Annotated in this window: 22 protein-coding genes; 18 read left to right on the top strand and 4 right to left on the bottom strand. The window is 70.7% G+C overall.

The genetic code is table 11. The features are described 5' to 3' along the window. Positions 1-62 precede the first annotated feature (62 nt). From ruvX to ACQP2X_RS37110, 3 genes are read left to right on the top strand one after another with little or no spacing between them, the layout of a single operon-like run. Positions 63-521, top strand: a complete 459-nt coding sequence (gene ruvX / locus ACQP2X_RS37120) for a Holliday junction resolvase RuvX (protein WP_360239348.1) — start codon at positions 63-65, stop codon at positions 519-521. Beyond that, positions 518-1,711 (top strand): endolytic transglycosylase MltG, encoded by a 1,194-nt coding sequence (gene mltG / locus ACQP2X_RS37115; RefSeq protein WP_498689945.1) that lies wholly within the window; start codon positions 518-520, stop codon positions 1,709-1,711. Before ruvX ends, mltG begins: the two co-directional genes overlap by 4 nt. An 11-nt stretch (positions 1,712-1,722) precedes the next feature. Further along, positions 1,723-2,553, top strand: a complete 831-nt coding sequence (locus ACQP2X_RS37110) for a shikimate dehydrogenase (RefSeq protein WP_498689944.1) — start codon at positions 1,723-1,725, stop codon at positions 2,551-2,553. 18 nt (positions 2,554-2,571) lie between these two features. On the opposite strand, the gene ACQP2X_RS37105 is transcribed toward ACQP2X_RS37110, so the two are convergent. Further along, positions 2,572-2,985, bottom strand: coding sequence for a hypothetical protein (locus ACQP2X_RS37105; protein WP_498689943.1), 414 nt, complete (start codon positions 2,983-2,985; stop codon positions 2,572-2,574). A 304-nt stretch (positions 2,986-3,289) separates the two neighbouring features. On the opposite strand from ACQP2X_RS37105, the gene ACQP2X_RS37100 reads away from it, so the two are divergent. The 4 genes from ACQP2X_RS37100 (at position 3,290) to ACQP2X_RS37085 (ending at position 6,944) form a co-directional block, all read left to right on the top strand. After that, complete coding sequence (locus ACQP2X_RS37100; protein WP_498689942.1) at positions 3,290-3,841, top strand: RNA polymerase sigma factor; 552 nt, start codon at positions 3,290-3,292, stop codon at positions 3,839-3,841. Positions 3,842-3,968: 127 nt separating this feature from the next. Continuing rightward, positions 3,969-4,652: a hypothetical protein gene (locus ACQP2X_RS37095; protein ID WP_498689940.1), complete on the top strand. Its 684-nt coding sequence runs from the start codon at positions 3,969-3,971 to the stop codon at positions 4,650-4,652. Between the two features lie 607 nt (positions 4,653-5,259). Continuing rightward, entirely contained in the window at positions 5,260-6,438 is a 1,179-nt protein-coding gene (gene aroC, locus ACQP2X_RS37090) for a chorismate synthase (RefSeq protein WP_498689939.1), read from the top strand. Continuing rightward, a complete protein-coding gene (locus ACQP2X_RS37085) occupies positions 6,438-6,944 on the top strand; it encodes a shikimate kinase (protein ID WP_498689938.1) in 507 nt (168 codons plus the stop codon). The genes aroC and ACQP2X_RS37085 overlap by 1 nt, the downstream gene beginning before the upstream one ends. On the opposite strand, the gene ACQP2X_RS37080 is transcribed toward ACQP2X_RS37085, so the two are convergent. Both ACQP2X_RS37080 and ACQP2X_RS37075 read right to left on the bottom strand, forming a co-directional pair. After that, positions 6,931-10,158, bottom strand: a complete 3,228-nt coding sequence (locus ACQP2X_RS37080) for an NACHT domain-containing protein (RefSeq protein ID WP_498689936.1) — start codon at positions 10,156-10,158, stop codon at positions 6,931-6,933. The genes ACQP2X_RS37085 and ACQP2X_RS37080 overlap by 14 nt on opposite strands. 14 nt (positions 10,159-10,172) lie before the next feature. Then, on the bottom strand, positions 10,173-10,853 hold the full coding sequence (locus ACQP2X_RS37075; protein ID WP_498689935.1) for a Clp protease N-terminal domain-containing protein: 681 nt from the start codon (positions 10,851-10,853) through the stop codon (positions 10,173-10,175). 67 nt (positions 10,854-10,920) lie between these two features. Between ACQP2X_RS37075 and aroB the strand changes: the two genes are divergently transcribed. From aroB to ACQP2X_RS37050, 5 genes are all read left to right on the top strand, one after another. Further along, on the top strand, positions 10,921-11,967 hold the full coding sequence (gene aroB / locus ACQP2X_RS37070; protein WP_498689934.1) for a 3-dehydroquinate synthase: 1,047 nt from the start codon (positions 10,921-10,923) through the stop codon (positions 11,965-11,967). Continuing rightward, complete coding sequence (aroQ, locus tag ACQP2X_RS37065) at positions 11,964-12,392, top strand: type II 3-dehydroquinate dehydratase (protein WP_498653811.1); 429 nt, start codon at positions 11,964-11,966, stop codon at positions 12,390-12,392. The genes aroB and aroQ overlap by 4 nt, the downstream gene beginning before the upstream one ends. A 60-nt stretch (positions 12,393-12,452) precedes the next feature. After that, positions 12,453-13,010: an elongation factor P gene (gene efp / locus ACQP2X_RS37060; RefSeq protein WP_097324586.1), complete on the top strand. Its 558-nt coding sequence runs from the start codon at positions 12,453-12,455 to the stop codon at positions 13,008-13,010. 2 nt (positions 13,011-13,012) lie between these two features. Beyond that, positions 13,013-13,450 carry a transcription antitermination factor NusB gene (nusB, locus tag ACQP2X_RS37055; RefSeq protein ID WP_498689933.1) on the top strand — a complete coding sequence of 146 codons (438 nt, stop codon included), beginning with the start codon at positions 13,013-13,015 and terminating at the stop codon, positions 13,448-13,450. 126 nt (positions 13,451-13,576) lie between these two features. Continuing rightward, on the top strand, positions 13,577-14,071 hold the full coding sequence (locus tag ACQP2X_RS37050; RefSeq protein ID WP_498689931.1) for a GNAT family N-acetyltransferase: 495 nt from the start codon (positions 13,577-13,579) through the stop codon (positions 14,069-14,071). Positions 14,072-14,274: 203 nt separating this feature from the next. Here ACQP2X_RS37050 and bldD read toward each other — a convergent pair whose 3' ends face one another. Continuing rightward, positions 14,275-14,763, bottom strand: a complete 489-nt coding sequence (gene bldD / locus ACQP2X_RS37045; RefSeq protein WP_020517563.1) for a transcriptional regulator BldD — start codon at positions 14,761-14,763, stop codon at positions 14,275-14,277. A 289-nt stretch (positions 14,764-15,052) separates the two neighbouring features. Here bldD and pyrR point away from each other — a divergent pair, with 289 nt between their 5' ends. Genes pyrR through ACQP2X_RS37015 form a run of 6 tightly spaced genes read left to right on the top strand, consistent with a single transcriptional unit; the run spans position 15,053 to position 23,255 of the window. Continuing rightward, positions 15,053-15,613: a bifunctional pyr operon transcriptional regulator/uracil phosphoribosyltransferase PyrR gene (gene pyrR, locus ACQP2X_RS37040; protein ID WP_498689929.1), complete on the top strand. Its 561-nt coding sequence runs from the start codon at positions 15,053-15,055 to the stop codon at positions 15,611-15,613. Then, complete coding sequence (locus ACQP2X_RS37035; protein WP_498689927.1) at positions 15,610-16,533, top strand: aspartate carbamoyltransferase catalytic subunit; 924 nt, start codon at positions 15,610-15,612, stop codon at positions 16,531-16,533. Before pyrR ends, ACQP2X_RS37035 begins: the two co-directional genes overlap by 4 nt. Then, positions 16,530-17,795, top strand: a complete 1,266-nt coding sequence (locus ACQP2X_RS37030) for a dihydroorotase (RefSeq protein ID WP_498689925.1) — start codon at positions 16,530-16,532, stop codon at positions 17,793-17,795. Before ACQP2X_RS37035 ends, ACQP2X_RS37030 begins: the two co-directional genes overlap by 4 nt. After that, the gene (gene carA, locus ACQP2X_RS37025) at positions 17,792-18,898 is read left to right on the top strand and encodes a glutamine-hydrolyzing carbamoyl-phosphate synthase small subunit (RefSeq protein WP_498689923.1); all 1,107 of its coding nucleotides are present in this window, start codon (positions 17,792-17,794) and stop codon (positions 18,896-18,898) included. Before ACQP2X_RS37030 ends, carA begins: the two co-directional genes overlap by 4 nt. A gap of 5 nt (positions 18,899-18,903) precedes the next feature. After that, positions 18,904-22,221, top strand: coding sequence for a carbamoyl-phosphate synthase large subunit (gene carB / locus ACQP2X_RS37020; RefSeq protein WP_498689922.1), 3,318 nt, complete (start codon positions 18,904-18,906; stop codon positions 22,219-22,221). Beyond that, positions 22,218-23,255 (top strand): quinone-dependent dihydroorotate dehydrogenase, encoded by a 1,038-nt coding sequence (locus ACQP2X_RS37015; RefSeq protein WP_498689920.1) that lies wholly within the window; start codon positions 22,218-22,220, stop codon positions 23,253-23,255. Before carB ends, ACQP2X_RS37015 begins: the two co-directional genes overlap by 4 nt. Positions 23,256-23,378: the final 123 nt, after the last annotated feature.

The raw sequence follows: 23,378 nt of genomic DNA, 5'->3' as shown, positions 1-23,378 counted from the left end.
ACTGCCTTCAGTCCGCTTAAGGGCGGCGGCGGGGTGGTCGGATGGGTACGGGGAGTGGTCAGGTGAGCGCGCTGTCGCGGGGTAGGCGGCTGGGCGTCGATGTCGGTAAGGTGCGCGTCGGGGTCGCGATCAGCGACCCTGACGGGATCCTGGCCACCCCCCTGGTCACGGTGCCCCGTGACATGGGCGCGGCAGACGATGCCGTGCCCGCTGACATTGCTGAGCTTGTCCGCCTCGTGGGGGAACACGAGGTGGTGCAGATCGTGGTGGGGCTCCCGGTTCGCCTGAACGGGGCCGAGGGACCTGCCGCCATCGACATTCGTGCGTACGCTGGGCGACTGGTGGAGGCGGTCGGTAGTGTGCCGGTCGTCCTCGCGGACGAGAGGATGTCGACCGTGGTCGCGACCCGCAGGCTCGCCGAGCGAGGCGTGCGTGGCAAACGGCAGCGGGCGGTCGTCGACCAGGCGGCCGCGGTGGAGATCCTGCAGGGCTGGCTGGACGCTCAGCGGAGGCAGAGATGATCGACGAGCTGGACCTCGCGTTCGACGAGAACGCCGAGAAAGGGAGACCCCGGCATCGCCGTGGTTCCCGCGGCGGGAAGAAAAGCGGCGGTAAGTCCGGTGTCGCGTTCCTGATGGCCTTCGTCCTGCTCGCCGTCCTCGGTGGCGGCGTCTATTTCGGCTACACGAAGGTCAAGGACTTCTTCGTCGCCGCCGACTACGACGGCGCCGGCGGCGCCGCGGTGCAGGTCACCATCGCTAAGAGCGCGACCTTGACCGACATCGGCAACACCCTCGTCGACGCGGACGTGGTCAAGAGCACCAAGGCCTTCGTGAACGAGGCGGACGCCAACCCCAAGGGCAAGAACATCCAGTCGGGCACGTACAACATGAAGAAGCAGATGTCGGCCAAGAACGCCGTCACGCTGCTGCTCGACCCCAAGACGCGCGTCTCCAACGGCGTCACCATCCCCGAGGGCAAGACCGCCAACCAGGTGTACGACATCCTGGCCAAGGCGAGCGGCAAAAAGGTCGACGATTTCAAGCAGGCGGCGAAAGATCCCGCGGCGCTCGGGCTCGAGGACTACTGGTTCAAGCGCGACGACGGCCAGAAAATCACGAAGTCGATCGAGGGCTTCCTCTTCCCCGACACGTACGAGTTCGACCCCAAGGCGTCGGCCGAGGACATGCTGCGCACCATGGTCAACCACTTCCTGACCGTGGCCGGCGACATCGACTTCGCCAACAAGTCGACGAGCCTGCGCAACATCACGCCGTACGAGGTGCTGACCGTGGCGTCCCTCGCCCAGGCTGAGGCGGGCAACAAGGACGACCTCGGCAAGGTGGCCCGGGTGGCGTACAACCGCCTTTACGTCGGCACGCCCGAGATCGCCTGCGGCTGCCTCGAGTTCGACGTCGGCATCAACTACTACTACCAGCTCACCGGCCGCCCGACGAAGCCGTCCGGCAAGATGACGACGGTCGAGCTGAACGACCCGAAGAACCCGTACCGCCTGCACGGCAAGAAGGGCCTGACCCCGACGCCGATCAACAATCCGGGCAAGGCGGCCCTGGAGGCGGCGCTGAACCCGCCGAAGGGCGACTGGTTCTTCTTCGTGGCCATCGACAAGCAGGGCCACTCGGCGTTCGCGAAGACGTTCGCCGAGCACGAGAGGAACATCGAAAAGGCCAAGAAAGCCGGCGTCCTCTAGGCTCCTTAGCCGTGCAACAAATACGCCGGGCCGCCGTCTGTGGCAAGCCGATCGCCCATTCGCTCTCACCGGTCATCCACACGGCCGGCTTCGAGGCGGCGGGGCTGACGAACTGGCGCTACACCTCGTTCGAGGTCGACGAGCTCGGGCTGCCCGAGCTCGTCGGCTCCCTCGGGCCGGAGTGGGCCGGGCTGTCGCTGACGATGCCTCTGAAGGAGACGGCTCTCCGCCTGGCGGCGGAGGCTTCGCCGCTTGCGGTGGCGACGGGTGCGGCAAACACTCTCGTACGTCGTGACGACGGCACCTGGTTCGCGGACAACACCGACGCCACGGGCATGATCCGGGTGCTCCGATCGGCGGGTGCGGTTTCCCCGAGCTCGGTGACGGTGCTCGGAGGCGGCGGCACGGCCCGGGCCGCGCTCGCGGCGGCGGCCGCGCTGGGGGTCGCGGAGGTGGCGGTGGTGACCCGCCGCCCGTCGGCCCGGGAGGAGCTGGCGCCGGCGGCCGAGGCCCTGGGAATCCGCCTGGCCGGGCATGCCTGGGAGGACGCGGCGGCGGCGCTGACGGCGGACGCGGTGATCTCGACGGTCCCCAAGGGCGCGGCCGACCACTTGGCGATCGAGGCGGAGTGGCGCCCCGGCACGGTGCTGTTCGACGCGATCTACGACCCGTGGCCGACGCCGCTGGCGGCCTCGGCCCAGTCTCGCGGCTTGGCGGTCATCTCCGGGCTCGACCTGCTGCTGGCCCAGGCGCTGAGCCAGTTCGAGCAGTTCACAGGCGTCAGCCCGGCGCCCGAGAAGGCCATGCGGACCGCCCTGTTCGTGGCGGCCTCAGCCCGCTGACGGCAGGTGTGCCGCAGGTCACAGCGGCACCGCCAACCTTTTCCCGCCTCGCGCGTCCTCCCAGGCGACAGTGCACCGACTGACAGTGCTGGAGCTTGAGATGCGCAGATCCACCCGGGCCGTGGCAGTCGCCGCCGGAGCCGTGGCCGCAGTCGCCATCGGCGGGGTAGCCGCCGCAGCCTTCGCCGACGACGCGACCCCCACTCCCGCCCCGACCTCGTCGACCGCACCGGCCACCGCACCGGCCGCAAGCAGCTCACCGTCCGCAACGACCTCGCCGGCCGCCACTGCCCCGCCAACCGCGACTGCCTCGCCGACCGCGACGTCCTCACAGACCTCGACCTCGTCACCGGTGCCGGCCACTTCGCCGGCCCAGACCGCCGGTCCGGCTCCCTCCGCGTCGACAGGGAGGGCGACGGCCGAGCCGACCATCTCCGCCTCCGCCAGACCGGCTCCCTCGCCGACCAAGATGAGGCCGGCCGCCGGATCGGCTCCCTCGCCGACCAGGTGAGGCCGGCCGCCGGATCGGCTCTCTCACCCACCAAGATGAAGCCGGCCGCCGAACCGTCTCGTTCGGCCCCGGGGCGCACGCCCGCGGCCGTCCCGACGCCGAGTTCCTCGACCCGGACCACATCCTGAGGTCGCGCGCGCCGGCCGGTCCGGCCGCCCGGCGCGCGCCGGTCCGCCCGCCGCACCTACCCACATCGCGAGGCCCTTTGTGATCTTCGTGCTGCCGATGCCCAGATCGCTGCTGCGCTGGAGGCGAGGGACCGCCGGCCCGGCCGTCGCGGCGGCGACGGCCGCGGCGGACGCCATCGGCGAGCTGTACCGGGACCGCCGCCTCCCGCTGGTCCGGCTGGCCGTGCTCATGGTCGACGACCTGCCCACCGCGGAGGACATAGTCCAGGACGTCTTCACCCGCCTCTACCGCCGTCACGGCGCCGGACTGGACGCGGTCGCCGATCCGGAGGCGTACCTGGTGTCGGCCGTCATGAACGCAGCCCGATCGGCGCTGCGCCGCCGCCGAATCGCCCGCGCCTATCTGCCCCCACGCCCGGACCCGGCACCCGCCGCCGAGGAGGAGGCCCTGCTGGGAACCGGCGACCGGGAGGTGATCCGAGCACTGAGCCGGCTAACGGCCCGCCAGCGACAGGTCATCGTCCTGCGCCACTGGTCCGGCCTCTCCGAGCGGGAGATAGCCGCCACCCTCCGCATCACCACCGGCACCGTCAAGTCAACCGCGCACCGCGCACTGACATTGCTCCGCGCCCATCTGGGGGAGAGATGACCGAACCCGACCTGGAACAGCGCCTGCGCGAGGCCTTGTCCGCCCGAGCCGCCACCGTGACCCCCCAGAGCCTGCGCCCCGCCCCGGTCCCACCACGCCCCACCCCGCCCCCCGCGATGGCCCGTTGGTGGCTGCCCCTGACCGCAGGCGTGGCCGCCGCCGCAGTGTCGATAGTCGCCTTCACCCTGCTCCGACCAGCAGATCCGTCCCCCGCCCCACCGGTGTCCCCGGCATCGCCGACATCCTCGACCTCCCCGGCGTTCCCCACTCCCTCAACCTCCCCGGCGTCCCCCACTTCCCCAACCTCACCGGCCTCCCCGAGGCCCTCGACCTCGTCGCTGTCCCCGACCTCAACGCCGTCTTCGACCTCGTCGCCGTCTCCGACCTCGGCGCTGTCCCCGACCTCGACGCCGCCTCCCACCTCGACGCCATCTCCCACCTCAACGACATCTCCCACCTCGACGCCATCTCCGACCTCGGCGCTGTCCCCGAATTCTTCGATCTCACCGAACCGTCCGGTGTCGCCGACTGCGCCCACCTCGCTGCCGCGCACCGCGCAGGCCAAGACGTAGCCCGGTCCCTCGAGCCCCTTGTCCACCGCGGAGTCGGCCCTCACCTCATCCGGCGGAAAGAGGCAGGAAAAACCAACCGTCGAGCCGACGCCGGGCTGAGGGCGCGGCATGAGAGGGAAAGCCGGCTTGACAGAAAGCCAAGCGAGCTTGTCTTTCTGTCGTGCTTGCTTGTCGGTTGGAGACGGGAAGGGGCCCGCCGCCAGTCAAACACCGGACCCGATCGCGATCAGAGGACGTAACCGCGGCACGCGGCACTTGAGGAAGGCGCCGCTCCCGCGCAGATGCCGCGGCGAGGACGCCGGCACCGGACTCGGACGCCGCGCAACGCCGCGGAAAGCGAACCGTCGAGCCCACCTCACGCTGAGGGCGAGTGGGCGGTCGCCCGGCGCGGTGGTGCGGGGCCCGCTGGAGGCCCGCGCGGAGGATCCGGTCGACAGGCGGTGAAGCTTTGATGGGGGCCCGTGCCGAAGATCCGGCTGGCTGGTGGTGTGGGGCTCTGAGGGGGCTTCGTGCGGAGGATCCGGTCGGCGGGTGGCTGAGGCTCTGATGAGGGTCGGGTGGAGGATCCGGTCGGCGGAATGGGGCACGGCTTTGAGAGGGCCCGTGCGGAGGATCCGGTCGGCGGGTGGCTGAGGCTCTGATGAGGGTCGGGTGGAGGATCCGGTCGGCGGAATGGGGCGAGGCTCTGAGGGGGCTCGTGCCGAGGATTCGGTCGGCGGGTGGGTGAGGGTCTGATGAGGGTCGTGTGGAGGATTTGGTCGGTGGAGTGGGGTCGGTGGGAGTCCGGCTGGCGGGACGCGGGTGGGGGTGCGGCGGGCGGTGAGGGAGGCGTGACAGAATTTGGGGGTGTTGCGCTGGCTTACCGCAGGTGAATCGCATGGACCGGCGCTCGTCGCTCTTCTCGAAGGCGTTCCGGCCGGGGTGGAAGTGACGAGTGCGGAGATCGGGCGCGATCTCGCGCGCCGGCGCCTTGGTTATGGGCGTGGTGCTCGGATGCAGTTCGAGCAGGATGAGATCGAGATCATCGGTGGCATCCGGCATGGGCTGACGCTCGGTAGCCCGGTGGCCATCCGGGTCGGCAACTCCGAGTGGCCCAAGTGGCGGACCGTCATGGCGGCCGATCCGGTTGATCCGGAGGAGCTGGCCGCTCAGGCCCGTAACGCTCCTCTGACGCGGCCCCGGCCGGGGCACGCCGATCTCGCCGGCATGCAGAAGTACGGGCACACCGACGCCCGGCCGATTCTCGAGCGGGCCAGTGCCCGTGAGACCGCCGCCCGCGTGGCCGTCGGTGTCGTGGCCAAGGCGCTCATCAAGCAGGCTCTGGGCATCGAGATCGTGTCGCATGTGATCGAGCTCGGCTCGGTGGCGGCCAAGGCCGGGCTGATTCCGGCGCCGGAGGACGCCGACCGCATCGACGCCGATCCGCTGCGTTGTCTCGATCCCGAGGCCAGCGCTCGCATGGTGGCCGAGGTCGACGCGGCCAAGAAGGACGCCGACACGCTCGGCGGCATCGTCGAGGTGCTCGCCTACGGTGTGCCGCCGGGCCTGGGCACCCATGTGCAGTGGGACCGCAAGCTCGACGCCCGGCTCGCGGCGGCGCTCATGTCGATCCAGTCGGTCAAGGGTGTGGAGATCGGCGACGGGTTCACGCAGGCCCGGTCGCGCGGGTCGGTGGCGCACGACGAGATCATTCCGACGGCGGACGGTGTGCGCCGGGTGACCGACCGGGCCGGTGGGCTCGAGGGTGGCATCACCAACGGCGAGCCGCTGCGGGTGCGGGCCGTGCTCAAGCCGATCTCGTCGCTCAACCGGGCGCTGCAGACCGTCGACGTGGTCACCGGTGAGCCGGCCACCGCCATCAACCAGCGTTCCGACGTCTGTGCCGTGCCGGCCGGCGGTGTCGTGGCCGAGGCCATGGTGGCGCTGACGCTGGCCGAGGCCGCTGTCGAGAAGTTCGGCGGGGACTCGGTGGCCGAGATCCGCCGCAACCTCGCGAGCTACCTGGAAAGCCTGGTCATCCGCTGATGGCGCCGCGGGCCGTTTTCGTCGGCGCGCCCGGCGCCGGAAAGTCGACGATCGGCGCGGCCGTCGCCGATCTGCTGGCCGTGGAGTTCGCCGACGCCGACACGATCATCGAGGAGCGGGCCGGCAAGCCCATCCCGGAGATCTTCATCGACGACGGCGAGGAGGCCTTCCGCGCGCTGGAGCGCCGGGTCATCGCCGAGACGCTGGACAGCTTCGACGGTGTCCTGGCCCTCGGCGGCGGCGCGATCCTGCACGACGGCACGCGCAAGCTGCTCACCGAGCACACGGTCGTCTATCTGTCGGTCGAGCTGAGCGACGCCGTCAAACGGGTGGGTCTGGGCGCGGGCCGGCCGCTGCTGAACCTGAACCCGCGGGCGACCCTCAAATTCCTTCTCGATCAACGGCGGCCGTTGTACGCCGAGGTCGCCACCCACACGGTGAGGACCGACGGGCGTGAGCCGCACGAGATCGCGGCCGAGGTGGCGGAGCTGCTCAGGGCAGTCTGATCCGCACGGCCGGGGGCAGGCCCTTGCGGCCGGTGAGCTTGTTGCGCTTGGAGAAGGCGATCTCCAGTGGGCCGCCGTGCCAGTCGCGGAAGGGCGACAGGTCGATCGTGCGGCCCGTCGGCAGCCAGATGGCGATCTCGGCGAGTTGATCGAGGTGGGCCAGGGGCGTGAGGTCGATCGCCTCTTCCATGCTCAGCCACAGCAGGCGCATCCGGGGTGGGGGACGCAAGGTGCGCAGCGTGTTCCCGGTCGGGTCGCGCAGCACCAGATATTCGATCAGTGGCAGGTCGCTGACGAAGGCGATGTCGGTCCACTCGGCGCCGGAGAGTGTCAGCACCCGTAACTCCGGGAAGGACTCGATGAGCCGGGCCGGGTCGGCCGCGGTCAGGGTGCCGTGGCCGAGTTCCAGATGTCCTATCGCGCTCGGGGGACCGAAGGTGGAGATCGGTGCGCCTTCGAGGCCCAACTGGTCGAGCTGGGGCATCGCGGTGAGCGCGGAGACGTCGGCCGGCTCCGGGCCGAGCCGGACGTGCAGGGAGCGGAGCCCGGTCAGCCCGGCGAGCGCCGCCACCGCGTCCGGCCGCAGGGAACCGCCGTCCGAGACGGCGAACGTGTGCAGGGCGGGCAGCCCGGCCAGGCCCTCGACGTCCCGGCGGGTGATCGCGTCGCCGTTCCAGAGGTGCAGCTCGCGCAGGCCGGGATAGCGGTCGAGCCGGTGCAGGTTGCGGTGACCGGGGCCGACCAGGAACAGGTCGGTGAGGGCGTCCGCGGGTGGCAGGCCGGCCACGTCGACCGGGCGGTCGAACCGGGCCCGGAGGGTGCGCAGGTGGCGCAGGTGCCGGGTGGCGCCGAGCAGCGCGGGCTCGGTGATGGTGGCGCTGCCGTCGTCGAGCGGCGCCTCGGCCAGCACCCGCGTGGCGTACTCCGAAGGGTCGAAGGCGCGCCAGGCGTCGATCAGGAGCGTCTGCACCTTGGGGCGCGGGTCGGCGGCGTAACCGGCCAGCATCTCGAGCGCGGCCGGGCTGTTGACCAGGGTCACCGTGTCGATGACGGCGGCCGCCTGCGACTCGGTGAGGCCGGCCACGGATCGGGGCAACCGCGAGAGGATCGGCTCGCCGACCATGCACAGCGAGCGGGCCTCCGACTCGCGGCGCGGCGGCAGCAGGGTGTCGAGGCGGCCCAGGATCTCGCCGATCAGGCTCGGCGGTTCCAGCGCCGGCATCGTCTCCAGGCAGGCCGTGGCCAGCAGGACCAGCGCGCGGCGGTGGCGCGGCTCGGCGTCGGCGCGGCGGAGAAGACCTTCGATCAGTTCGGTACGCATCGGGGCGTTGCCGTGGCCGGCGGCCATCACGATGATCTCGCGCCACGCGTCGAGGTGGGCCTGTCCGGCCAGCATGCCGCCCATGTTCTGCTCGGCCGCCTCGCGGGCGGCCAGATATTCGCCGAAGGTGCGGTGGACGAAGTCGACCCGGCCGTCGACCGGTTCGCGGAGCACACCGCTGCGCTCGATCAGGTGAACCAGCACCGCGCCCGGCTCGCCCTGCACCCGGGGCATCCCGGTCAGGCGACGGGCCAGGTACGACTCCGCCTCCGTACGGGAAAGCTCGGATCTGTTGTTGAGGGACAGGCGCCAGGCCAGGTCCTGCAGAAGCTGGAGGCGGTCGCGGACGGTCATGGCGGGCAGCATGGGCACGCCGCGCTCGGTGTCCCGGCGATGCAGGAGCATGTCGACCGCGGCCTGATAGACGCCCATCCGGTCGGGCGGCAGGTGGGCTTCGCGGTCGAGATTGAGGGCGCACAGCATGGCGGCCATCAGCGGGTTGCCGGCCATGCGGTAGAGGTGACGGTTGGCGGCGAGCCGGGTCAGCAGCGCCTGCTCGTAACGGGGCAGCTCGGACGGCGGGCACGGCAGGGACGGCGAGTCGCGCGCGGCCCGGTGCCATTGGCTGATCAGGGCGCGGACGTCGGCCGGGCAGAGCCGTTCCAGCGAGAGGGAGTCGAAGTCGTCGAGCCAGCGCGCCGACGCGGCCGACGGGCGCGAGGTGACGACGACGATCGAGTCGGGGTACGTGTCGAGCAGGTCACGCAGCCACGTCCGCACCCGGGGCCGGCGGTCGGCGGGCAGCTCGTCGACGCCGTCGATCAGCAGCAGGGCGCGGCCGTCGGCGAGTTGCCGGTGCACCCAGCCCGGGGGCATCGTGCCGGCGATCGGGTCGGCCACGCCGGTGAGGAACTGCTCGGGGGTGGGCAGGGCCGACGGCCAGCTGCGCAGCTTGATCAGGAAGGGGACGCGGCCGTTCCACTCGGCCAGCGGGCCGGTGAAGCCGCCGCGGACGGCGGTGACGGCCAGCCAGCGCAGCAGGGTGGACTTGCCGGCGCCGGCGTCGCCGCGGATCAGGGTGCGGCGACGCTGGGCCAGGGCCTGCTCGACGCGTTCGGCGCCGGTGTTGTCGGGGCGGGAGTGCCGCAGCAGGGCCGGCTCCCACTGGGGCTTGCCGGTGGGGCGGTCGCCGGTGACGGCCAGGCTGATGTAGGCGACGCTCAGCGTGGTGCGGGGCCGGAACTGGGTCTCGACGCCGACGAGTTCGAGGATGTCGAGTTTGCGGGACAGCGCTTCGGCGTACCGGGGAAGGAAGTCGAGCGGGACCGGACCGCCCACCGCGAGATGACGCAGGGCCTGCGACATGGTGTCGGTGAGCTCGGTCAGGCGGGAGAGCACCTCGACGGCGGCGCGGTTGCCGAACGGGGCCGTCCGCACGACGAACTGGGTGAAGCAGCGGCTGCAATCGTCGAGGGCGACGTCGTACAGCCGCTGACCCAGCTCGGAGAGGGCGGCCGGTGGCGCGCTCCGCCGCAGGTGGGCGGCGAGGCGCAGGGGATCGAGGTCGACCGCGAAGAGGGCGTCGTCGGTGAGGTCGGCCCGGTGGAACGTGTCGGCCACGGCGTCGAGGGCGGCCACGGCCTCGTTCGGCGGCAGCGACGCGAACCGGGTGGTGATCAGGGGACCGAGCCGCTCGGCGACCTCGTCGACGACCGACTCGATCTGGCGCTCGCCGCGGCGCCGGGTGAACTCGTCCTTGGCCGACTGCTGGAGCAGGTCGGCCAGCGGCAGGGTGCGCTCGCGGGTCTGCCGCCGGCCGGTCAGCCATCGCGTGAACAGGGGCGTGACGACGGCACGGCCCACATTGAGCAGTGCGGTCTCGATTCCCGTCACGTGGCGGACTGTACTCAGTCGAGGCGACTCTCCAAACGCTCGATCCGCTCGATCAGCGGCGCCAGCGCGGCCGTCAGCATGTCGGTCCGCGGGGCGTGGTTGGCGCGCAGGTGGGCGTATCCGGCGAGGGCCGCGCTGACCGCGCGGCGGGTGGCCCGGGCGTCGGCGCCCCGGGCCCGCAGCACCTCGCCGGCCGCGCCGTCGGGCTCGGCGGCCAGGGCGATGAGCAGGTGCTCGCAGCCGACGTAGTTGTGGCCGAGGCCGATCGCCTCGCCGACGGCCAGTTCCAGGGCGATGGCGGCGGACCGGCTGAAGCGCGGGCCGGTGGCGTCGCCGGTCGGCTCGGCCGTGGACGGCGCGGTCAGCGTCGTGGGCGGAATGTCCATCGCGGCCAGGATCTGCAGGGCCAGGTTGTCGCCCTCGGCGAGGATGCCGTGCAGCAGATCGCCGCTGGTCAGGCTGGCGCCGGCCCGCTCCGCGGCCAGGCTTAGGACGGTGACCAGCCGGGCCGTGAAGCTGGGCAGGCGCTCGGCCAGGGCGGCCGGGTCGAGGTCGTTGACGGTGGCGTCACGGATGGCGGCGACCCGCTGGACGGCCTGTTCCAGGGCGCGCTGGCAGATCGCGGAGACGGGGACACCGCTCTCCCGGACGGCGTCGGCGAGATCGTCGGGCAGGTAGACGTTGATTTTCGGCATGGCTCATGTGTAACCCGTATAGGGGTAGAAAGATATAACCCCATCCCGGGTGGCTAGGGTTTTCGCCGTGGTGACACGAATTCAGGTGGCCGGTGACCGTCCGTACGACGTGCTCGTCGGCCGTGAGCTGGCGGGTGAGCTGCCGTCGCTGATCGGCGGGGCCGCACAGGCCGCCGTCCTCTTCTCGGCGCCGCTGCGTGACCGGGCCGAGCTGGTCGCGGCCGCGACGGGCGTGAAGACCCTGCTCATCGAGGTGCCCGACGCCGAGGCGGGCAAGACCGTCGAGGTCGCGGCGAGATGCTGGGACGAGCTGGGCGCCAACAACTTCACCCGCACCGACGTGGTGATCGGCGTCGGCGGGGGAGCGGTCACCGACCTGGCCGGGTTCGTGGCCGCGAGCTGGCTGCGCGGGGTGCGCTGGGTGCCGTGTTCGACCTCGCTGCTCGGCATGGTCGACGCGGCCGTGGGCGGCAAGACGGGCGTCAACATCGCCGCCGGCAAGAACCTCGTGGGCGCCTTCCACCCGCCGGCCGGGGTGCTGTGCGACCTCGATTCGCTGGCCACCCTGCCCGCCGGCGACCTGACGGCCGGGCTGGCCGAGGTGATCAAGTGCGGGTTCATCGCCGACCCGGCCATCCTCGACCTCATCGAGAAGGGCGACCTCGGCGACGCCGTGCTGCGGGAGCTGGTCGAGCGCGCGATCCGGGTCAAGGCCGAGGTGGTCAGCGTCGACCTCAAGGAGTCGGGGTTGCGCGAGATCCTGAACTACGGGCACACGCTCGGGCACGCGATCGAGAAGCGCGAGCGGTACACCTGGAAGCACGGCCACGCCGTGGCGGTGGGTCTGATCTTCGCCGCTTCGCTGGCGCGTCTGGCCGGCCGGCTCGACGAGGAGACCGCGCGGCGGCACCGGACGGTGCTGGAGAAGGTCGGGCTGCCGACCTCGTACGCGGCCGGCGCCTGGCCCGAGCTGCTGAGCGCGATGCGGGTCGACAAGAAGACGCGGGCGGCCACGCTGCGCTTCGTGGTGCTCGACGGCCTGGCCAAGCCGGGCATCCTGACCGGTCCCGACGAGAGCCTGCTGGAGCGGGCGTACGCGGAGGTGGCGCGATGATCTACGTCCTGAACGGGCCGAATCTGGGCCGGCTGGGCACGAGAGAGCCTTCGGTGTACGGCCACACCACGTACGCCGATCTCGAAAAGCTCTGCCTGGAGACCGCGGAGCGGCTCGGCGTGCGGGTCGAGGTGCGCCAGACCGACGCCGAGTTCGAGATGATCCGCTGGCTGCACCAGGCGGCCGACGAGGGCGCCGACGTGGTGCTCAACCCGGCCGGATGGTCGCACTACAACATCGCCGTCCGGGACGCGGCGGCCCAGCTGGGCGGGCGGCTCATCGAGGTGCACATCTCGAACATTCACACCCGCGAGGAGTTCCGGCATCATTCGGTCATCTCGGCCGTCGCCACCGGTGTGGTGGCGGGTCTGGGTGTCGATGGTTACCGGCTCGCGCTCGAGCACCTGGCCCGATTCGCCGGTTAGACGTTCCCGCCGGTAAACTCGGTCGGTCACCGACAGCTTCCATAGAAATCAAGGCAGGGCATGGCTTCCACGAACGACCTGAAGAACGGCCTGGTGCTCAACCTCGACGGCGGCCTCTGGTCCGTGGTGGAGTTCCAGCACGTCAAGCCGGGTAAGGGTGGGGCGTTCGTGCGCACCACGCTGAAGAACGTGCTGTCCGGCAAGGTCGTCGACAAGACGTTCAACGCCGGCACCAAGGTCGAGACCGCCACGGTCGACAAGCGCACGATGCAGTACCTCTACCAGGACGGCGAAGACTTCGTCTTCATGGACCTCGACACCTACGAGCAGATCACCGTCGCCGGCGCGACGGTCGGCGAGAACGCCAACTACCTGCTCCCCGAGGCCGAGGCGACGGTCGCCACGCACGAGGGCGTGCCGCTCTACATCGAGCTGCCGACCAGCGTGTTCCTCGAGGTCACCTACACCGAGCCGGGCCTGCAGGGCGACCGCTCGACCGGCGGCACCAAGCCGGCCACCGTCGAGACCGGCGCGACTGTGAACGTCCCGCTGTTCATCACCACCGGCGAGAAGATCAAGGTCGACACCCGCGACGGCCGTTACCTCGGTCGTTCCTGATCATGGCTGATGCCCCTCGCTCGACGCAGACGCCCGCCCGTCGCAAGGCCCGCAAGCGGGCCTTGGACGTGCTCTACGAGGCCGATCTGCGCGATCTCCCACCGCGGGAGGTCCTCGCGACCTACCTCGAGCGCATCGCCAAGCCCCACCCGGACCACCTCGACTATGCGATCGGCCTGGTCGAGGGTGTGGCCGAGCACCTCGACCGCATCGACGAGCTGATCGCCAGCTACGCCGAGGGCTGGACCCTCGAGCGCATGCCGGTGGTCGACCGCAACCTGGCCCGGATCGCCGTCTACGAGCTGCTCTACGTTCCCGAGATCGACGACCCGGTCGCCATCTCCGAGGCCGTCGAGCTGGCCAAGACGATGTCCACCGACGACAGCCCGCGGTTCCTCAACGGCATCCTCGGCCGCATCGCGGAGTTCGCGACCCGCTGATCGCTCCGGAAAGCCCCGAGCTCTCCCGAGCTCGGGGCTTTCGTCACGCTTGATCAAAACGGCCGACATCACGGCGAGTGGTCGCGGGTGGGCTAAATCGCTGGACGGGCCTGCGACGGTTGACGCATGGCCTTCACGATCCGCCCGCTGACCGAATCCGATCTTCCGGCCGTGGTGGAGTTCTCGCTGCGCGCGTGGGCGCCGGTCTTCGCCTCGTTCGAGCAGGTGCTGGGCCCGCGCGTCTTCCGGCGGCTCTATCCCGACTGGCCCACGGCGCAGGCCGAGGCGGTCGAGCAGACCTGCCGTGAGCTGGCCGCCACCAGCTGGGTGGCCGACGACGGCGACGGCCCGGCCGGGTTCGTGGCGGTCGTCCATCACGACGCGGCGCACGCGGAGCCGAACTCGGCCGAGATCGAGATGATCGCGGTCGACCCGGCCCGGCAGCGGCGGGGCATCGCGGCGGCGTTGATCGATCACGCCCTGCGGCACATGCGTGCGGCCGGCGTCGACCTGGCCAGCGTCTCCACCGGCGGCGACCCGGGGCACGGGCCGGCCCGGGCGGCGTACGAGAAGGCCGGCTTCACCGGTCTGCCGCTGGTCCGCTACTACAAGGCGCTGTGAACGCGAAAAAGCCCGCGTGGGCCGCGGGCTTTTCAGCGTGTGGGACTCGGGGCCGGCGGGAAGGCGGGGGGCCTGGCCGGCACGGCGAGTCGGCGGGGGGAAGGGGGATGTGGCCGGCGGGGAGGCCGGCGTTGTGATTCGCCCGTTTCGCTTGGTGAGGAAACGCGTCGCGGCCGGGGCCGGAACGTTTCAGTTGGCGAAAATCAGCTGGCGAAGAAGGCGCGCGGGTCGGCCACGAGAACGCCCTGCTCGGTGAGGCGCTCGATGAGGCCCGAGGGGGAGATGTCGTAGACGATGGCGAGCGCCCGCAGGTCGTCGGCGCGGATGGAGAGGACGCGGCCGTTGTAGTCGCCGCGCTGCTGCTGGATCGCACGGGCGTACCGCGCGACGTAGGCGAGGTCCTCGCCGGTGGTGTCGTACAGCTTCTCGAGGTCCAACACGATCTTGTTGGTGGCCTCGAGGCGGACACCGCTGCCGTCGGGCAGCAGCTCCGACACGGGAACGCGGTAGAAGTCGGCCAGCTCGGCGAGACGCGAGACGGTGACCGCGCGGTCGCCACGCTCGTACGATCCCACCACGACGGCCTTCCAGCGGCCGTTCGACTTCTCCTCCACGCCCTGCAGGGACAGGCCCTGCTGCTGGCGGATGGAACGCAGGCGGGCGCCCAACGACTTGGCGTACTCAGACGGCATTCGGAACACTCCCACTGTGCATGCCGCGGAGGGTTCTTCCTCCGCGATCGCTACGCAGCGTGACGGTACGGAGTTTGCGACTTCCGGTCAAGTGTTGGTTACCGATGAGTCGTGCGCCTCATGATGCTTCTGTCGCATTAGTCCGTCTGTGGTGACGGTCAGCCACGTCACCATGGTCAACGCCGCGCGCACTGGTAACGTAGCGTCAGCCCGTTCGGCGACCCCCTCCGGGGGTTGCCTTGAACTTCCTTTAACGACCCGTCCCGTGAGGCGGGGAAGGAGGTCCGCCGTGGCGCAGCCACGTGCCGACACGCCCAGCAAGATCATTTTGAGCGCGTCCGACCTGCACCGGGTCGTCGACCGAGTCGCTCATCAGATCCTGGAGAAGACGTCCGGGGCCACCGGCACCGTCCTTCTCGGGATTCCCACCCGCGGAGTGCCGCTGGCCCAGCGCCTGGCCGCCCGCATTCACGCGTTCGAGGGCATCGACGTGCCCGTCGGATCGCTCGACATCACCCTCTACCGCGACGACCTGCGGCTGCACGCCACCCGCGCGCTCGGCAAGACCGAGCTGCCCGGCGGCGGCATCGACGGCCTGCGGGTCATCCTCGTCGACGACGTGCTGTTCAGCGGCCGTACGGTCCGGGCCGCCCTGGACGCCCTGAACGACGAGGGCCGCCCCAGCTCGGTCCAGCTCGCGGTCTTGGTCGACCGTGGCCACCGGCAGCTGCCGATCCGCGCCGACTACGTCGGCAAGAACATTCCGACTTCTCTCTCGGAGAGCGTCCGGGTCTCACTGACCGAGACGGACGGCCTCGACGAGGTACGACTGACGGGGAGCGACAAGTGATAAAGCATCTCCGTTCGGCGGCCGATCTCGACGCGGCCACCGCGACCCTGATCCTGGACACCGCGGGAGAGATGGCCGCCCTGGCCGGCCGCGAGGTCAAGAAGCTGCCGACGCTGCGCGGCCGCACGGTGGTCAACCTCTTCTACGAGGACTCGACGCGCACCCGCATCTCGTTCGAGGCGGCGGCCAAGCGTCTCTCGGCCGACGTCATCAACTTCTCGGCCAAGGGCTCCAGCGTCTCCAAGGGCGAGAGCCTCAAGGACACGGCGCTGACCCTGCAGGCCATGGGGGCCGACGCGGTCGTCATCCGGCATCCCGCGTCGGGCGCGCCGCACCGCCTGGCCCAGTGGGTCGACGGGTCGGTGGTCAACGCCGGCGACGGCACGCACGAGCACCCGACTCAGGCGCTCCTGGACGCGTACACGATGCGCTCGCGCCTCGGCCGGCTCGACGGCCTCAAGGTCGCGATCGTGGGTGACGTGCTTCACAGCCGGGTCGCCCGATCGAACGTCCTGCTGCTCACGACGCTGGGCGCGCAGGTGACACTGGTCGGCCCGCCGACCCTCATCCCGCTCGATGTCGCGGCCGCGCTCTCGAAGAGCACGAAAGTGTCGTACGACCTCGATAGCGTCCTGCCCGACATGGACGTCGTGATGATGCTGCGGGTGCAGACCGAGCGCATGCAGGACTCGTACTTCCCGTCCGCGCGGGAGTACAGCCGGCGCTACGGTCTCGATCTCGCGCGCATGCGCAAGATGCCGGAGCACGCGATCGTCATGCACCCCGGCCCGATGAACCGGGGCATGGAGATCACGCCCGAGGTGGCCGACTCCTCCCGATCCACCATCGTCGAACAGGTCGCCAACGGGGTCAGCGCCCGCATGGCCGTCCTTTATCTGCTGCTTGGGGGCAAGGCGTGAGCTCGTTCTTGATCAAGGGTGTGTCGGTGCTCGGCGCCGATCCGGTTGATCTGGCGATTGTCGACGGCCACATTTCGGACAAGTCGGATTCTTCCGCAGAGGTGATCGACGCGGCCGGCCTCGTCGCGCTTCCCGGTCTGGTCGACCTGCACACCCACCTGCGCGAGCCCGGCCGTGAGGACGCCGAGACGGTCGAGACCGGCTCCCGGGCGGCCGCGCTCGGTGGTTACACGGCGGTCTTCGCGATGGCCAACACCTCGCCGGTCGCCGACACCGCGGGCGTGGTCGAGCAGGTCTGGCGCCTGGGCCGCGAGGCCGGGCTGGTCGACGTGCAGCCGATCGGCGCCGTCACCGTCGGCCTGGCCGGCAAGCAACTGGCCGAGCTGGGCGCGATGGCGAGTTCGGCCGCGGGGGTACGGATCTTCTCCGACGACGGCTTCTGCGTGGCCGACCCGCGGCTCATGCGCCGCGCCCTGGAATACGTGAAGGCGTTCGACGGCATCATCGCCCAGCACGCCGAGGAGCCCCGGCTCACCGAGGGCGCCCAGATGCACGAGGGCGAGGTCAGCACCCGTCTCGGCCTCACCGGCTGGCCGGCCGTGGCCGAGGAGGCGATCATCGCCCGCGACGTGCTGCTGGCCGAGCACGTGGGCAGCCGCCTGCACGTCTGCCACGTCTCCACCGCCGGCTCGGTCGAGGTGCTCCGGCAGGCCAAGGCCCGCGGCGTCCGCGTCACGGCCGAGGTCACGCCGCACCACCTGCTGCTGACCGACGAGCTCGCCGCGTCGTACGACCCGGTCTTCAAGGTCAACCCCCCATTGCGTACGGCTTCGGACGTGCACGCCCTCCGGGAAGCGCTGATCGAGGGCGTCATCGACGTGGTGGCGACCGACCACGCGCCGCACGCGGTGGAGGACAAGGAGTGCGAGTGGGCGTACGCCCGGCCCGGCATGGTGGGGCTGGAGACGGCGCTGCCGGTCGTGCTCTCCGTGCTCGGCGAGCGCTGGAAGCTGATCGCCGACCGCATGTCGCGCACCCCCGCCAAGATCGCGGGCCTCACCGGCCACGGCACCGACCTGAGCGTCGGAAGCCCGGCCAACCTGACGCTGGTGGACCCGTCCGCCCGCCGGGTCGTCGACCCGGCCGAGCTGGCGAGCCGCAGCCGCAACACACCGTACGCGGGCACCACCCTGCCGGGTCGCATCGTGGCGACGTTCCTCCGGGGAGTTCCTACGGTCCTCGATGGGAAGGCTGTTAAGTGACAAAAGCGATTTTGGTTCTGGAAGACGGACGGACCTTTTCCGGTACGTCCTATGGCGCTGTCGGTGAGACGTTCGGCGAGGCGGTCTTCACGACCGGCATGACCGGTTACCAGGAGACGTTGACCGACCCGTCGTACCACAAGCAGGTCGTCGTCCAGACCGCTCCGCAGATCGGCAACACGGGCGTCAACGAGGAGGACGACGAGTCGTCGCGCATGTGGGTCGCCGGTTACGTCGTGCGCGATCCGGCCCGCCGGCCCTCCAACTGGCGATCGACCGGTGATCTCGGTGACCGGCTCGCGGCCGAGGGGATCGTCGGGATCAGCGGGGTCGACACCCGGGCCCTGACTCGCCACCTGCGGTCGCGCGGCGCGATGCGGGTCGGTGTCTCATCGGTCGACCTCGACCCTTCGTCGCTCCTTGAACGTGTTCAGGCGCAGCCGCAGATGGTCGGCGCGGATCTTTCCGGCGAAGTCAGCACTCCGGACACTTACACCGTTTCCGCCGTCGGCGAGCATCGCTACACGGTGGCCGCGCTCGACCTCGGGATCAAGCGCAACGTGACCCGGCGGCTGGCTGAGCGCGGTGTCACCACCCACGTCTTCCCGGCCTCGTCCTCCATCGAGGACCTGCTGGCGGTCAGCCCGGACGCGGTGTTCTTCTCGCCCGGGCCGGGTGACCCGGCCACGGCGGACGGGCCGGTCGCGCTGGCCCGCGAGGTCATGCGCCGCGAGAAGCCGCTGTTCGGCATCTGCTTCGGCAGTCAGATTCTCGGCCGGGCGCTCGGCTTCGGCACCTACAAGCTGGGCTACGGCCACCGCGGCATCAACCAGCCGGTGCTCGACAAGACCACCGGCAAGGTCGAGGTGACCAGCCACAACCACGGCTTCGCGGTCGACGCCCCGCTCAACAAGGTGATCGACACCGACTTCGGCGGCGTCGAGGTGTCGCACGTGTGCCTCAACGACGACGTGGTCGAGGGCCTGCGGGGCATCGAGGTCCCCGCGTTCACCGTCCAGTACCACCCCGAGGCCGCCGCCGGCCCGCACGACGCCGACTACCTGTTCGATCGCTTTGTCGAGCTCGTGGAAAAGAAGGGCTGACCCCCATGCCGAAGCGTGAAGATCTCAAGCACGTGATGGTGATCGGCTCCGGCCCGATCGTCATCGGCCAGGCCTGCGAGTTCGACTACTCCGGCACCCAGGCGTGCCGGGTGCTGCGGGCCGAGGGCATCCGCGTCTCGCTGGTCAACTCCAACCCGGCCACGATCATGACCGACCCGGAGTTCGCCGACGCCACCTACGTCGAGCCGATCACCCCCGAGTTCGTCGAGCTGGTCATCGCCAAGGAGCGCCCCGACGCGATCCTGCCGACGCTCGGCGGCCAGACCGCCCTGAACACCGCGATCGCCCTGCACGAGAGCGGTGTCCTGGAGAAGTACGGCGTGGAGCTGATCGGCGCCGACGTCGACGCCATCCGCCGCGGCGAGGACCGTCAGCTCTTCAAGGAGATCGTGGCCAAGGCCGGCGGCGAGACCCCGCGCTCGCGGGTCTGCCACTCGATGGACGAGGTCCGCGCCACTGTCGAAGATCTGGGCCTGCCGGTCGTCATCCGCCCCTCGTTCACCATGGGCGGCCTCGGCTCGGGCATGGCGCACACCGACGAGGACCTCGAGCGCATCGCCGGCTCCGGCCTCGCCGCCTCCCCGGTGCACGAGGTGCTCATCGAGGAGAGCGTGCTCGGCTGGAAGGAGTACGAGCTCGAGCTGATGCGCGACAAGCACGACAACGTCGTGGTCGTCTGCTCGATCGAGAACATCGACCCGATGGGCGTGCACACCGGCGACTCGGTGACCGTCGCGCCCGCGATGACGCTGACCGACCGCGAATATCAGAACCTGCGCGACCTCGGCATCGCCGTGCTGCGCGAGGTCGGTGTCGACACCGGCGGCTGCAACATCCAGTTCGCGATCAACCCGGACAACGGCCGGCTCGTCGTGATCGAGATGAACCCGCGCGTGTCCCGCTCGTCGGCCCTGGCCTCCAAGGCGACCGGCTTCCCGATCGCCAAGATCGCGGCCAAGCTGGCCATCGGCTACACGCTCGACGAGATCCCGAACGACATCACGCTCAAGACGCCGGCCGCCTTCGAGCCGGCCCTCGACTACGTGGTCGTGAAGATCCCGCGGTTCGCCTTCGAGAAGTTCCCGGGAGCCGACCCCGAGCTGACCACCACGATGAAGTCGGTCGGCGAGGCCATGTCGATCGGCCGCAATTTCGCCGAGGCGCTGAACAAGGCCATGCGGTCGATGGAGACGTCGGCGGCCGGCTTCTGGACGCGTCCTGACGCGCCCTCTTCCCTCGACGAGGTTTTGTCCGCTTTGCGGATTCCGCACGACGGCCGTCTCTACACGGTCGAGCGGGCACTGCGGCTCGGCGCCACGGTCGAGCAGGTGCACGAGGCCAGCGGCCGCATCGACCCCTGGTTCCTCGACGAGATCAAGGCGCTGGTCGACCTGCGCCAGGAGATCCTCGACGCGCCCGTGCTGGATGAGGAGCTCATCCGTACGGCCAAGCGCTCGGGAATCTCCGACAAGCAGCTGGCGGCACTGCGGCCCGAGCTGGCCGGCGAGGACGGCGTGCGCACCCTGCGGCACCGGCTCGGCGTGCGCCCGGTCTACAAGACCGTCGACACGTGCGCGGCCGAGTTCGAGGCGAACACCCCGTACCACTACTCGACGTACGACGAAGAGACCGAGGTCGCGCCCTCCGACCGGCCCAAGGTCCTGATCCTGGGCTCGGGGCCGAACCGTATCGGGCAGGGCATCGAGTTCGACTACTCCTGCGTGCACGCGGTGATGGCGCTGCGCGGGGTCGACTTCGAGACCGTCATGGTCAACTGCAACCCGGAGACGGTCTCGACCGACTACGACACCGCCGACCGGCTCTACTTCGAGCCGCTCACCTTCGAGGACGTCCTCGAGGTGTTCCACGCCGAGGACAGCTCGGGCAAGGCGGCCGGCGGCCCCGGCGTCATCGGCGTGATCGTGCAGCTCGGCGGCCAGACCCCGCTCGGCCTGGCCAACCGGCTCAAGGCGGCCGGCGTGCCGATCGTGGGCACCTCGCCCGAGTCGATCGACCTGGCCGAGGACCGCGGCCTGTTCGGCGCGGTGCTGGCCAAGGCCGGCCTGCGCTCGCCCGACCACGGCACGGCGACCAGCTTCGACGAGGCCAAGGAGATCGCCGACGCGATCGGCTACCCGGTGCTGGTCCGCCCGTCGTACGTCCTCGGCGGCCGCGGCATGGAGATCGTCTACGACGAGCCGACCCTGCGCGGCTACATCGAGCGGGCCACCGAGATCTCCCCGAACCACCCGGTGCTGGTCGACCGGTTCCTCGACGACGCGGTCGAGATCGACGTGGACGCGCTCTGCGACGCCAACGGCGACGTCTACATCGGTGGCGTGATGGAGCACATCGAGGAGGCCGGCATCCACTCCGGCGACTCGTCCTGCTCGCTGCCGCCGATCACCCTGGCCGGCTCGCACCTGGCCGAGGTGCGCCGCTACACCGAGGCGATCGCCCGCGGCGTCGGGGTGCGCGGCCTGCTGAACGTGCAGTACGCGCTCAAGGACGACGTGCTCTACGTGCTCGAGGCCAACCCGCGCGCGTCGCGGACCGTGCCGTTCGTCTCCAAGGCGACGGCGGTGCCGCTGGCCAAGGCGGCGGCCCGGATCATGCTGGGCGCCACCATCGGCGACCTGCGGGCCGAGGGCATCCTGCTGCCCGAGGGCGACGGCGGGACGGTGCCCGAGAACGCGCCGATCGCCATCAAGGAGGCGGTGCTGCCGTTCAAGCGGTTCCGCACCCCGGCCGGCAAGGGCGTCGACAGCCTGCTCGGCCCCGAGATGAAGTCGACCGGCGAGGTCATGGGCATCGACGCCGGCTTCGGCCAGGCGTTCGCCAAGTCCCAGGCGGCGGCCTACGGGTCGCTGCCCACCGCCGGCAAGATCTTCGTGTCGGTGGCGAACCGGGACAAGCGGGCCATGGTCTTCCCGATCAAGCGGCTGGCCGACCTCGGCTTCACCATCGTCACGACGGCCGGCACCGGCGAGGTGCTGCGCCGCTACGGCGTCGCCTGCGAGATTGTGCCGAAGCACTACGAGAGCCCCGGCCAGAACGCCATTTCGCTGATCCAGTCGGGCGAGATCGCGATGATCATCAACACCCCGCAGGGCTCGGGCGCTTCCGCCCGCTCCGACGGGTACGAGATCCGCAGCGCGGCGGTCACCGCCGACATCCCGAGCATCACCACGGTGCCGGGCGTGGCGGCCGCGGTCATGGGCATCGAGGCGCTGATGCGCGGCGACATGTCGGTCCGCCCGTTGCAGGAGCTGCACGCGGCCCTGCGCGGCGGTTCCCGGTGACCCTTTTCGAGTCCACCGTCCGGCCGGTGCTGTTCCGGCTGGGCGGTGGCGACGCGGAGACGGCGCACGAGTTCACGCTGCACCGGCTGGCCGGGCTGCCGGCGCCGGCGCGGTCGCTGATGCGGGCCCGCTACGCGACGACGGCGCCGGTCGAGGCGTTCGGGGTCCGCTTCCCGAACGCGGTCGGTCTGGCCGCGGGCATGGACAAGAACGGCGTGGCGCTGCCGGCCTGGCCGGCCCTCGGGTTCGGCTTCGTCGAGGTGGGCACGGTCACGGCGAAGGCGCAGCCCGGCAACGACAAGCCGCGGCTGTTCCGTCTCCGCGACAGCGAAGCGATCATCAACCGGATGGGCTTCAACAACGCCGGCGCGGCCGCCCTGGCCACCCGCCTGGCCGCGCTGGGCCCGATCGGGGTGCCGCTCGGCGTCTCGCTGGGCAAGTCGAAGGTGACACCGCTGGAGGAGGCGGTCGAGGACTATCTGACCTCACACCGCCTGCTCCACCCGTACGCGGACTACATCGCGGTCAACGTCTCCTCGCCGAACACGCCGGGCCTGCGCAGTCTGCAGGACAAGTCGGCCATCGCCGACCTGCTCAAGGCCCTGGTCGGCCCCAAGCCGGTGCTGGTGAAGATCGCCCCCGACCTGACCGAGCCGGCCATCGCGGAACTCCTCGAGGTCTGCCTGAGCCACGGCGCGGCCGGCGTGATCGCCACGAACACGACGCTGTCCCGCGACGGCCTGGCTCCGCCGGACCAGCCGCGGGCGGCCGAGGCGGGTGGCCTCTCCGGCCGCCCGCTGACGGAGAAGGCCCGCAAGGTCGTCCACTTCGTCCACACCGAGACCGCCGGCCGCCTGCCGATCATCGGGGTGGGCGGCATCATGGAGCCGGACGACGCGACCCGCCTGCTCGACGCGGGGGCATCGTTGGTGCAGCTCTACAGCGGTTTCATCTATCGGGGCCCGGCACTGGTGCGGGCCGCCGCGAAGGCCGCCGCCCACCACCACGCGGCCTTGGCTCGCTCGGCGCGATGACCAGCGCCCCGTTCCTCCCGGCCGCGGACGGTTCGCCGTCCCCGGCCGGGGGACCGGGCGGCGCCGCGCCCGCTTCTGCCGCGTCCCCCTCTTCCCCGGCCCCTTCTTCTCCGTCCCCTTCCT

This window comes from Actinoplanes sp. CA-131856, assembly GCF_050956135.1.
Lineage (GTDB): Bacteria > Actinomycetota > Actinomycetes > Mycobacteriales > Micromonosporaceae > Actinoplanes.
This window is presented reverse-complemented; position numbering and strand designations above follow the sequence as displayed.